At 46.3% G+C, this 12,358-nt stretch carries 10 protein-coding genes; 5 read left to right on the top strand and 5 right to left on the bottom strand.

Annotated features, from left to right (window positions below; genetic code table 11):
- Positions 1 to 77 precede the first annotated feature (77 nt).
- Together FJD32_RS14815 and FJD32_RS14810 are read left to right on the top strand one after the other, a co-directional pair.
- Positions 78 to 320, top strand: a complete 243-nt coding sequence (locus FJD32_RS14815; RefSeq protein WP_055647776.1) for a hypothetical protein — start codon at positions 78 to 80, stop codon at positions 318 to 320.
- A gap of 59 nt (positions 321 to 379) precedes the next feature.
- Entirely contained in the window at positions 380 to 2,416 is a 2,037-nt protein-coding gene (locus FJD32_RS14810; protein WP_140907342.1) for a prolyl oligopeptidase family serine peptidase, read from the top strand.
- A 65-nt stretch (positions 2,417 to 2,481) separates the two neighbouring features.
- Here FJD32_RS14810 and FJD32_RS14805 read toward each other — a convergent pair whose 3' ends face one another.
- Positions 2,482 to 2,871, bottom strand: a complete 390-nt coding sequence (locus FJD32_RS14805; RefSeq protein ID WP_055647778.1) for a MerR family transcriptional regulator — start codon at positions 2,869 to 2,871, stop codon at positions 2,482 to 2,484.
- A gap of 137 nt (positions 2,872 to 3,008) precedes the next feature.
- Between FJD32_RS14805 and FJD32_RS14800 the strand changes: the two genes are divergently transcribed.
- Positions 3,009 to 5,285 (top strand): heavy metal translocating P-type ATPase, encoded by a 2,277-nt coding sequence (locus tag FJD32_RS14800; protein WP_088585805.1) that lies wholly within the window; start codon positions 3,009 to 3,011, stop codon positions 5,283 to 5,285.
- A gap of 356 nt (positions 5,286 to 5,641) precedes the next feature.
- Positions 5,642 to 7,234, top strand: coding sequence for an ABC-F family ATPase (locus tag FJD32_RS14795; protein WP_080612461.1), 1,593 nt, complete (start codon positions 5,642 to 5,644; stop codon positions 7,232 to 7,234).
- Positions 7,235 to 7,338: 104 nt separating this feature from the next.
- Here the strand turns inward: FJD32_RS14795 and FJD32_RS14790 are convergent, their stop codons facing one another.
- Positions 7,339 to 7,842 (bottom strand): lipocalin family protein, encoded by a 504-nt coding sequence (locus FJD32_RS14790; RefSeq protein ID WP_140907341.1) that lies wholly within the window; start codon positions 7,840 to 7,842, stop codon positions 7,339 to 7,341.
- Positions 7,843 to 7,908: 66 nt separating this feature from the next.
- Between FJD32_RS14790 and FJD32_RS14785 the strand changes: the two genes are divergently transcribed.
- Positions 7,909 to 8,808: an IS982 family transposase gene (locus FJD32_RS14785; protein WP_088585327.1), complete on the top strand. Its 900-nt coding sequence runs from the start codon at positions 7,909 to 7,911 to the stop codon at positions 8,806 to 8,808.
- A 120-nt stretch (positions 8,809 to 8,928) separates the two neighbouring features.
- On the opposite strand, the gene FJD32_RS14780 is transcribed toward FJD32_RS14785, so the two are convergent.
- The 3 genes from FJD32_RS14780 to FJD32_RS14770 form a co-directional block, all read right to left on the bottom strand.
- Entirely contained in the window at positions 8,929 to 9,834 is a 906-nt protein-coding gene (locus FJD32_RS14780) for an EamA family transporter (RefSeq protein WP_088585803.1), read from the bottom strand.
- 232 nt (positions 9,835 to 10,066) lie between these two features.
- Positions 10,067 to 11,077: a hypothetical protein gene (locus FJD32_RS14775; RefSeq protein ID WP_088585802.1), complete on the bottom strand. Its 1,011-nt coding sequence runs from the start codon at positions 11,075 to 11,077 to the stop codon at positions 10,067 to 10,069.
- Positions 11,078 to 11,138: 61 nt separating this feature from the next.
- Entirely contained in the window at positions 11,139 to 12,158 is a 1,020-nt protein-coding gene (locus FJD32_RS14770; protein WP_047539132.1) for a diguanylate cyclase, read from the bottom strand.
- Positions 12,159 to 12,358: the final 200 nt, after the last annotated feature.

Here is a 12,358-nt window from a genome sequence, read left to right as displayed (position 1 = left end):
TTCAACAATCGCACGCTACTTTTTTACATAACTTTACAAATAGAGTTGACATTATCGTATTGGAGTTGATTATCTGAATGTCATGGCAGGATAAAGCCCTTTGGCTGGAAAAAATTACCAAGCGGATGATGCTGATTGTCGGTGCCTTAGGAGTCATAGTGATTTACGGAGGCTTCTTTTTTCTTCTCTTCAGTGGTCGTTCGTTCGCCGTGATCCCGTGGTTTTTTCTGTTATCACCTTGGATTTGTATTTACTTTGGTCTGACGCAAGTACAACAAGCTAGCGTACTGAAATGGTTTGTTAAAAAAGTCAAAAAATAAGCCCTTAAGGGGATTTGCATATTTACGGTTTGTTTTAGTTTGCAAACTTGGGGAACACAATGGGGTTAGGACGCTATTTTCCATTCTTGCTAAGTGCAGTGTTACTGCTACTCGGCGGGTGTGAGCGTACGGATACAAAAGATCAATCTGCCAAGGAAAGCGGCGACATTAAAGTTGCACCCTATGGCAGCTGGCAATCACCTTTGTCTGCTGCTGAGGTTTTTCAACGAACCGATGATATTGCTGAACTACAAAGTGTAGGTAATGCGATTTATTTTGCAGAATCGAGCGGACGTGCCCAAGGCAAAGTTGGTATCAAGCGTCTCGATGATCTTGGCAAGGTCACTGAAGTGGTTCCTCCTGATTTTAATGTTAAATCTACTGTGCATGAGTATGGCGGTGCGGCGTTTTTGGGCATAGGTCAGAGCCTATTTGCCACTAAATTGCAGGATCAGCTGTTTTACCGTTTTGCGCCTAATCAGCCACCATTGCCGTTAACTCCCAATGGTACCCGTCATGCCGTTTGTGTGGCATATCCTAAGGGCTCACGGATTATTTGCGTGCGTGAAGATCACCGTCAGGGCGGCGAACCGAAAGCGAGCCTGGTGACTATCAATCTTAACTTTGCCGGTGAAGGCGATACCTTTGTTACGGGTCATGATTTTATTTCTTCCCCGACTATTTCACCCGATAACACCCAACTGGCTTGGATTACTTGGGAACATCCCTATATGCCTTGGGATAAGAGTGTGCTCTGGCTTGTGGATCTTGACCGCAAAGGTCAATTAAAAAATATTCGCAAGGTGAGTACGCCAGAGGACTCTTCGGTGACTCAGCCGTTATTTGGCCCAGACGGTAAATTATATGTGGTGTCCGATCTCAGTAACTGGTGGAACATTTACCGCGTCACCCCTAGGGAAACCCTAGAGCCTGTTTTGAGTAAAAATGCCGAGTTTGCGGTGCCGGATTGGCGTTTAGGTAACCATAATTATGCCTTTGAAAATGCTTCGACTCTCATCGCGAGCTACGTTGAAGGTAATCGAGCCGCATTGCTGCGTATGCACTTAGATTCCGGATTGACCGAATCTCTTGCCGTTGATTTTGCTGAGATCACTCAGGTGGTAAAGGGCGAAGATGGTGTTTATTTTGTTGGCGCTAAGGCAACACCAGAGAAAGGTATTTATCGCGTTGTTGGGCGTGGCACTGAGCTTGTGTACGCCCCAGCGCTCGCGAATCTTGATCCCAACTATGTCTCGCGGGCGAAAAATATTGCCTTCGCTACCGGTAAAAATCAGCAGGCCTATGGTTATTTTTACAGCCCTGTGAACCCTAATTACGTGGCGCCCCACGACACAAGGCCGCCGCTTATCGTGATGCTACATGGCGGGCCGACGGCGCGGGCTTCCCTGGCCTATCGCAGTGAAATCCAGTTTTGGACCAGCCGCGGGTTTGCGGTGCTGGATTTAAACTTTCGCGGCAGCAGTGGTTTTGGCCGCGCCTATCGCCAAAGCCTTTATGGCAAATGGGGTGAAAGCGATGTAGAGGATGCGGTTAATGCTGCAAAGTATTTAGTGGCTAAGGGCTGGGTAGACGCCAATAAGTTAGCGATTCGCGGCATCAGCGCCGGTGGCTTAACTGTGATGTCTTCGCTAGCGTTTTATGATGTGTTTCAAGCGGGTGTGAGCTATGAGGGGATCAGCGATTTTGAGCAGCTCGCTAAGGGAACCCATAAGTTTGAGTCGGGTTATTTAGACCAACTTATCGGCCCCTATCCAGAGAAGAAGGAACGCTACCGCGAGTTATCGCCACTCAATCACTTAGATGGTTTGAATGAACCTTTGCTGATTTTCCAAGGCTTGAGAAACAAGATTGTACCGACGGCGCAGTCGCGACAAATCTATGATGCCCTTAAAGCCAAAGGTGTGCCGACGGCCTATATCGATTATGGCGATGACGCAAGTGATGGACGCACGCCAGAACATAAAGCGGCGGGATTGGAAACCGAGTTAGCCTTTTATGGGCAAGTGTTTTCATTTACACCAGCGGGTAAATTGCCAGCGTTGCAGCTAGATAATGTGGCTGCGCTAAAGCGCTAACACCTTGGTATGAGTGACAACCCCATAAACAAGCCTGCATCCAAGCAGGCTTTTTTATGGCTGGGTTAATGCTGGTGGTTAAGGCTATCAATAATGGCGCAGTGGGGCTGTTCGCCGCCTTGGCACTCGCTGACCATTTGCTGTAACTGGCTACGAAGATTCTGCAATTTACCAATTTGATCCTCAACATAGGCCAAATGGTTGCGGGTGAGTTGCTTCACATCTTCGGCATTGCGGCTATCGTTATTACGCAAACCAAGCAGGAGTTTGCAATCCTCAAGGCTAAAACCTAAGTCGCGGCACTGGTGGACAAATTTCAGCGATTCGATATCCCGATGGCGATACACCCTGTATCCCGCCTCGTTACGCTCGCCACAGACAAGACCGATATCGTGGTAATAGCGTATGCTTTTGACGCTTAACCCTGTGTGCTTCGCGACTTCACCAATTTTCATACTGACCTCGGTTCTTATCTGTTCTAAAGACTCGTGCAGACAAGTGTGATACTTGCCACAAAAACACCCTTGACTCTCCCGTGATGGGAGACTTTATCTTAATCCTATAGCGGTTAAGTTCAAGTGAGGGATCTTCCATGTCGCAGATAAAACTCTATGTCGCCACCATGAATTGTGCAGGGTGTGTGGCCAAAATTGAAAAGGCCTTTGCGGCCGAGCCGAATGTGAGTGCCCGTATCAATCTCGCCGATAAGCAAGTGACTGTCGATGGCAAGATGAGCAGTGATGCGGCGCTGGCTGTTATGGATAAGGCGGGTTATCCCGCTCAATTGATCGTGGACGCAAAGGCGGCCGCAGAGGAAAAGCGGGTCGAAGATGCGGTGGAGTATCGCCTGCGGATGCGTCAGGCTATCGCTGCGCTCGCGGTTGGTATCCCTATGATGTTATGGGGATTACTGGGCGGTGAAATGATGATTAATCGCCCTAGCATGCAGCTTGGCTGGGGCATTATGGGCTTACTCACTTTAGCACTTTTAGTCGGTACCGGGCGCCATTTCTATCAGGGAATGTGGCGCGCGCTTAAAGCCAAAACCACCAATATGGATACCTTAATCGTGTTAGGCACCAGCACGGCATGGATCTATTCCATGCTGGTGGTGCTTATCCCGAGTGCGTTTCCAATGGACACTCGCCACGTGTACTTTGAGGCTAGCGTGATGATCTTAGGCTTGATTAACTTAGGCCATGCCCTCGAACTCAAAGCTCGGGGCAAAACCAGCGAAGCGGTGCAGCGCTTGCTCGGCCTGCAATCCTCCACTGCGATTCGTATTGGCGACAATGGCGATGAAGAGGTGGAAATCGACCAGCTTAAACTGGGGGATAAACTCAGACTTCGCCCCGGCGACAGGGTCGCACTCGATGGCGTGGTGGAGTCCGGCCAGTCATTACTCGATGAGGCCATGCTAACGGGCGAACCTATTCCGGTGCCAAAGCATGTTGGGGATAATCTGAGCGCGGGAACTGTCAATGGTAACGGCAGTTTAGTCTACCGAGTGACCGCTGGGCAGCAGGATACGCGCCTTGCCAAAATCATCGCACTGGTGCAGGAGGCGCAAACCTCTAAGATGCCGATTGGTCGTCTGGCCGATAAAATTTCGGCGGTGTTTGTACCAACAGTTGTGGTTATCGCCTTACTCGCAGCGGCGATTTGGTATTTTGTTGGGCCAGAACCCGCGCTCAGTCATGCGCTTGTGGTGCTCACCAGCGTGCTGATCATCGCCTGTCCCTGTGCCTTAGGCTTAGCCACACCTATGTCTATCATGGTGTCCGTTGGCCGCGCCGCTCAAATGGGCGTATTGGTAAAAAATGGTGAAGCACTGCAAAGCGCCAGCAAGGTCGATTGTGTGGTGCTTGATAAAACTGGCACAGTGACTCAGGGTAAACCCCAAGTGACTGATATCCATTGGATTGAAGGTAATGACCAAGCTCCTAATGACCAAAAATTCAGTGATGAAGACAAGCGCGCACTGCTTGGCGCTATCGCCAGTCTTGAGCAGCATTCAGAGCATCCGCTGGCCAGCGCAATGGTCAGCTATGTTAAGCAAGCCTCGATTCCATTGCCCGCAACCGAGATTTTTACTAATCATCAAGGTAAGGGCATCGAAGGGCGAGTCGATGGCGCCGACTTTTTAGTGGGGAATCAAGCCTTAATGGCGGCATTTGATGTGCCTTCAGGGGAGGGGGTGGCAGGCCGCAGCTCAGGTATTACGGTAGAAGCCGCCGCGCAATTTGCCAAACAGGGTAAAACACCGATTTATGTCGCCAAGGCGGGTAAGTTAGTGGCCACTATCGCGATTGCCGACCCGATAAAAGCCGATGCGAAAGAAGCGATTAGTGCAATACGCTCACAGGGCATTCGAGTAGTGCTGCTGACTGGAGATAATCCACAAACGGCGCAGGCGGTGGCAGCTCAAGTAGGCATAGAGGAAGTGATTGCGGGTGTGTTACCCGAACAAAAGCAGCAGCATATTAAAGCCTTACAGCAGCAAGGCCATGTGGTTGCCATGGTAGGGGACGGTATCAACGATGCGCCCGCCTTGATGAGCGCCGATGTGGGGATCGCTATGGGATCGGGTACAGAGGTGGCGATCGAAAGCGCGGATATGACACTGTTGTCACATCAGCTGATAGTGATTGCTAACTTATTGGCACTTTCCCGCGCGACCATTAGCAACATTAAACAGAACCTGTTTGGGGCCTTTATCTACAACAGTTTAGGTATCCCAGTGGCGGCGGGCGTGCTTTATCCGCTCACAGGGATGCTGTTAAGCCCTGTGATTGCCGGGGCAGCGATGGCGCTGTCTTCTTTAACTGTGGTCACCAATGCGAACCGTTTAAGACAGCAAAAACTGTAACGTATTGGTATTGTTTATCGGCCCGCGAGTGAGCGGGGGCTTACAAATACCGCCCAGTTCAGTGGGCGGTATTTGGATTGTCTGGCTAAAAATGCAATGTTAATTCAGTTGTCATCCAATAGGATTATCTTGGGTTGTATTTGTAAAAATTCAGGTTAAATAAACAGTTATCTTTGGGTTACATGGCTCAGAATCGCTTAAGCATTCGCGGCTAACGGGGCCTTTTTAGTTGATAATTTAACCCAAACTGCTATAGTGCCACGTTTATTTTTACCCCCTCAGGCTGGTGGAAATTGGTTTATGCTTATATGCACTGCCAATAGTCTGGCCAATATTACTCGATTTGGAAGTTCATTTTGATCACAACAGCGAATATCACCATGCAGTTTGGCGCTAAGCCACTGTTTGAAAACATCTCAGTTAAATTCGGCGGCGGTAACCGTTACGGTCTTATCGGTGCGAACGGCTGCGGTAAATCAACCTTCATGAAGATCCTTTGCGGTGATCTAGAGCCGAGCAGCGGTAACGTATCTTTAGACGTCAATGAGCGTCTGGGTAAACTCAGCCAGAACCAATTCGGTTACGAGGAATACACGCTGATTGACACCGTTATCATGGGCCACCGTGAACTGTGGAAGGTCAAGCAAGAGCGTGACCGTATCTATTCTTTACCTGAAATGAGCGAAGAAGACGGCATTGCCGTGGCAAACCTTGAGATGGAATTTGCCGAAATGGACGGTTACACCGCCGAATCTCGCGCTGGTGAACTGCTACTTGGCGTAGGTATCGGTATCGAAAGCCATTTCGGTCTAATGTCTGAAATCGCCCCAGGTTTAAAACTGCGGGTATTATTGGCGCAGGCGCTGTTCTCCGATCCTGATGTACTGCTACTCGACGAACCTACCAACAACTTGGACATCGACACTATTCGCTGGTTACAGGACGTCTTGAACCAACGCGATAGCACCATGATCATCATTTCGCACGACCGTTACTTCTTAAACTCAGTCTGTACCCATATGGCAGACTTAGACTACGGTGAACTGCGTGTTTACCCAGGTAACTACGACGAATATATGCAAGCAGCGACTCAGGCCCGTGAGCGTTTGCTGGCTGACAACGCCAAGAAGAAAGCGCAAATTTCTGAGCTACAAACCTTCGTTGCGCGCTTCTCTGCTAACGCTTCTAAGGCAAAACAAGCGACTTCTCGTGCCCGTCAAATCGATAAGATCAAGCTGGATGAAGTTAAAGCCTCTAGCCGTGTTAACCCATTCATTCGTTTCGAGCAGGAAAAGAAACTGTTCCGTAATGCGTTAGTGGTTGAGAATTTGGCGAAAGGTTATGACACGCCACTGTTTAAAGACTTAAACCTGATTGTCGAAGTGGGTGAGCGTATCGCTATCCTCGGTGAGAACGGTGTGGGTAAAACTACCCTGCTGCGTACTTTAATCCATGATATTCCACAGGATGAAGGCCATATCCAATGGTCTGAAAACAGCAATATCGGTTATTACGCGCAGGATCATGAGTCTGATTTTGCTAACGACATGACGCTTTTTGAGTGGATGAGCCAGTGGCGTAAACCTGAAGATGACGACCAAGCGGTACGCGGTATTTTAGGTCGTATGCTGTTTAGCGCCGACGACATTAAAAAGTCTGTCAAAGTGCTCTCGGGTGGTGAAAAGGGCCGTATGTTATTTGGTAAGCTCATCATGCAAAAACCAAATATCCTGATGCTCGACGAACCGACCAACCACATGGATATGGAATCGATCGAATCCTTAAACAACGCCTTAGAGAAATACGAAGGCACCTTGTTATTTGTGAGTCACGACCGTGCATTCGTATCGTCACTGGCCAACCGTATCCTTGAAATTACTCCTAACGGCGTGAATGACTTCAAGGGCACCTATGATGAGTTCCTCGCGAGCAAGGGCATCGAAGGCTAATTACTTGTTTTAAATAGCCTTAAGTGATCAGATAAAAAACGCCGCTTATTGAGCGGCGTTTTTGTTTATGGTGTTTACCTTGAGTGTTAGCCTCGGCTTAGCGGTTATTGTTTTGCCTCGGCTTGTTGTTCGACATAAATCAAGCTGTCAGTGTCAAAGCCGCGGGCGCTCGCCATGTCGACAAATTGCTTAATCACCTCAGGGGACACGGTTGGAGTTCGGGCTAGTAGCCATAAATAATCCGTATCTGGCCCCGAGATAAAGGCGTATTGATAATTTTGTTGGTCGAGCCCAAAGACTACATACGAACCATAAAACGGCCCGAAAAAGGAGACTTTTAAGTAGGCTTCGTTCTCTCCATTCACAAAATAGGCTTTACCTTCGGCTTCTTTCCATTCCTGTTTGGCGGCAGAATAGCCCCGATTAATGACTTTAACGCCGCCATCGGGCTTAAGGCTGTATTCGGCAGAAACTTGGGTTAATCCGCGCTCGAAGGAGTGGTCAAGCCTCGCAATCTCGTACCATTTGCCTAAATAGCGGTCGAGTTTAAAATCTTTAACGGGTTCGACGTAGTTAACCTGAGCTTCGGATAAGAATTTAGCTCCCAAAAGGAACTAAATGCTCGTTCCCTGATCCGATCATTCGACCAAGAGTGATTAGAAAAAGGAACGAGCATGAACAAACTAGTTGAAACTTACTGTGATGTCGATGATTTCTGTCAGTTATTTATCCCACATTGGCAACGCTTATTGCTTGATAATGGTGAAATGAAGCGTAATAGACCTTGTCGCCTTTCTCCCGCAGAAGTGATGACCATTATCATTCATTTCCATCAATCACATTACCGAGATTTCAAAAATTATTATCTGCACTATGTTTGTCGCCAGCTAAAACCCTATTTTCCAGAGTTGTTGAGCTACACTCGTTTCCTTGCATTAATGCCTAGCGTCGTTGTCCCTATGTGTAGCTATCTGACTTCAAAGCTTGGAAAGCCAACGGGAATTCAGTTTGTCGACTCCACTAAAATTGAAGTCTGTCATATTATTCGAGCGAAGCGAAATAAGGTTTTTGAAGGCATTGCCGAACATGGAAAGGGAACTATGGGCTGGTCGTTTGGATTTAAACTGCATCTTATTATCAATCACTTGGGTGAAATTGTAGCGTTAAAACTGACGAAAGGTAATGTCGATGACAGGCAACCTGTCAGTGAAATGGCTGAGTCTCTTTTTGGTAAGCTTTATGGTGATAAAGGCTATATTAGCCAAGCCCTAACAGGTGAGCTTTTGGAAAAGGGCGTTGAGTTAATCACCACAGTTCGTAAGAACATGAAGAAAAAGTTTATTTCTCTATGGGATAGAGCAATCTTAAAAAAGCGATTCATCATTGAAACAGTGAATGACCAATTGAAGAACATTTCCTATATTGAACACTCAAGACACCGCAGCGAGCATGGGTTCATGCTCAATCTACTTGGTGGATTGATTGCATATTGTTTAAAAGAAGAAAAGCCATCGTTAAATCTAACAGCTCAGGAGCTTGAACTGTTAGATAGCTCTAATTTAGTGCTGGCTTAACCAGATCTGAGGTTAGTTAGGCATTCCTAGACAGCCTGTCAGGACCAAAGCACTGATCATTAAGAGTAGTTTTTTCAAGTGATGCTCCTATCAAAAAGATTTAGTTTATATTTTACTCATTTATTCATGGTGGCAAACAGAGGGATTTTCAGGGCTTTTTAGGGCTTTGTATTGGCTTAACCAACCTTGTGCTATACCCGCCAGCATTATCAGTGCCACACCTATCAATTGCTGTGCGGTTAATGTTTCATTAAATAACCACCACGCCAGAGTGACCACCACCACAGGCTCCACATAGGAGAGTGTGCCGTAGGTGATTGATGGCAATTGATTTAGAGCTTTTACTGCAAACAGAATAGCTAAAAATCCCGGAAAGAACCCAATTGCCAGCAGCCAAGCAAATTGATTCAGGCTGGGTACTAAGGGTGTGGTTAACACTAAGGGAAGTAGGCATAAAGCGCCAACACCTAACTGTACCAGCGTACTTTGATAGGGCGAGGCGACACTCGGTTTGCGGTTGATTAGGATAAAGCCACTATAGGTCAGTAACGACAGTAATGCATAAAAATATCCCAATATTTCAGAATCATATAGCGATTGGCTCGATGTCACGGGGAGCATTAATATAAAGCCTGCTAAGGCGAGTACCACACTTGCCATACTGAATCGGTTGAGTCTTTCATTAAACACAAAGTGCGCAAAGAGTGACGCTACCACAGGTGCGAGGTAGATGATCATAATCACGGTTGCCATTTGAGTGTATTGAATAGCCTCGATATAAAAAGCCATAAATCCGGCGAGCATAGCGCCATTTATCAAGGTGCGTTTGCTCGGTTTATGGCGAATTTGCTGTCTTTTTCCCGTTAACAACATATAGACCATTAAAAACAGCGCGCCGAGTAGCAGGCGGTAAAAGGTAATATGTTCGGCTGGCAGAGCTGCAAAGCGTGCGAATACGCCAATCGTGCCCATTAAGGTGGCAGCCAATAGGGCAAAGAGCAAGGCCAAAGTAGGAGGTGGATTCATGTGTCACCTTTAGCGTACAGTCCAGTACTGTAGAAACAGTCCAACGGGTAAGGACGCTGAGTTTGCCCTAAAATATCTAACTAGGCTAGCGAGGTATTCGACTGTACTTTGGGTATCGTGCAAACTAGCTGTTTCGAAGGGGGCTTTTCATGACCCAGGCTATAACGGGGATAGCTTCAGTCTTTAAGTGCTCATCCGCTTGTCGGAGCGAGCAACGATCAATCCTAGGATTTTAATAATCCTTAATAAAGCGCAGAGCGTGTTTGGCTAGCGTAAAATCGGTATTTTCACTGATACGAATTTCGGCGATTAATCGACTAGAAGTAGATTGACTGATAAAGCAATCAAATGTCAGTTCGTTGGTAAGCTGCAAATGAACACGGGAACGATTAGGTGTGAGAGATTTTAATATATCAAAATTTAACGCAATATCGGGATCCTCTTCGTAAAAATAATTAGCATGATAAATAAAGTGTGGCCAATTTTGATTATTTGATTCAATTATATAAGCACAACGATCATTGGCTGGAATAATATTAGATAGCTGTTTTTTGAAATTATTTGTGGTTAGATTGTTTTTAATGAATTTATATTTAGTATCATTAAAAATAACTAGCATCACATCTTGCCTTGTTGAGTTAAGTGGGTTTGAATGAATGTTTTTTAGGGAATGTTTATCTTGTGCAGTATAAATATTGTTTTCGGTGATAGATGACTGACTATCAGGTTGCAGATAATAATTTAGGATTTGATAGTCTGTTAAGTAGTGTTCAATTAAACTGATGTTAGTCATTTCTCCTTCAAAAGATAATGCGTTATTGGACATAGCCTTTAATACACGGTTATCTGTTAAAGGGATAATTTGCTGTTGAACTTCGATTTCATCGCCATCGATATAACATTTTAGCTTATGATATTGGTAGCTGATGGATAATAAATGCCAATAATCATCATTTAAACCACCTGACATCGAAGCCATTTCAATCGATAATAATCGGCTATTAACAACCGATTCAATATTGCCAAGTGCATTTATCTTCACAATAAAGCCCGTATGATTAAATTCACAACAATATTGAAATACTAGTCCTCCATGTTGGTTTTTTATCCAAGCTTGCCAAGTGAAAATATCGAGTGTTTTCGTGCCTAATAAAACGACTTTAGCCGTATTTTCTGATGTTTCTTGAGCGAGGTCTTGAACTAAGTTATTCGAGCTTAAACAAATGTTTTTTGAGGTTTTCATGGGTGACATCCTTGTGGTTATGTCATGCATAAACCTTTGGTTTTATTTCAGACAAATATCATCACAGCGAGGTATTAATTCTATCGCGACCATCGGCCTTGGCGCGGTAAAGCGCGGTATCGGCGGCGCATACCATGGCGAGTGAGGTACGGAACTGGCCATTGACTTCACTGGCAATCCCTTGGCTGGCACTTACCGAGACATAATCCCTGAGCCCTTGGTCAGTAAAACGAATATTATTAATCCCTTGCTGAATTTTTTGCGCTATGGTCAGCGCCATTTTGGCATTGTGATTAGGTAGGATCAGCGCAAACTCTTCGCCGCCGTAACGGGCCGCAAGACCGATGTCGATAGGCACAATAGTGGCGATCACTTTGGCAATTTTTCTAAGGCATTCATCACCTTGGATATGACCAAACTGATCATTAAACACCTTAAAATAATCCACATCGATAATGACTACGCTGATAGGACGCAGTTTGGCGGTGCATTCTTCCCAGTGTTGTTGCAGCATTTCATCAAAATAGCGACGGTTCGCCAGTTGGGTGAGGGAGTCGGTTGCGGCCAACTTGCGCAGCTTTTGGTTTTCCGCCTTATGCTGAGTTAAATCGTGCATCACCATCACAAACACAGGTTCATGGCTGGGAATATAAGAGATAGACAACTCCACATCTTTGGCCTTGCCAGAGGCGCAGATCAGTGTGGTTTCCTGCGCTGGGTGCTGCACGGGGTGACCACAGTTGGTGCCTAATTGCACATCGTGGCTCAGGAGATTGTCATAGCGCGCTTGATGATGTTCGGTCAAAAAATTGCGCCAGTCTTGGCCCTTTAAAGTCGCCTGCGGGCAATCGAGCAGCTCAGCACTGCGCTGATTGCACGAACGGATAAAGCCATTGGCATTCACTAAGATCACGGCTTCGGTTAAATGTTGAATAAAGAGCTCAATTGTCTCGAGGGAAGAATGCTCGAAAAAGTTCAGCGGTAGCTCGGCACTCTTTGCAGGTTGAGTTGCGGGCAATGCAGCATCATCGACAATAGATAAGGCGGGTTGTTGGCGAGCCAGTTTCGGTGAGTTTGTCATTGTTATCTTTCTCCGTGAACTTTAATCATCTGCGCTAGGCGCTTTTCTGAGGATGACTTTATTCTGGTGGAAGAAAAGATACCTTCTGCTTACCTTCTGGTGTAATTATTTGATTTTAAATGTTTTAAATTTTGCCTTCTGAGTCGTTTTGTCTGCAATTAGGATCATGGTTAGCTAGGCGCTTGTTTACATCTCGCAAA

Origin of the sequence: Shewanella sp. LC6 (genome assembly GCF_006385735.2) — a bacterium.
Taxonomy (GTDB): Bacteria; Pseudomonadota; Gammaproteobacteria; order Enterobacterales; family Shewanellaceae; genus Shewanella; species Shewanella xiamenensis.
This window is presented reverse-complemented; position numbering and strand designations above follow the sequence as displayed.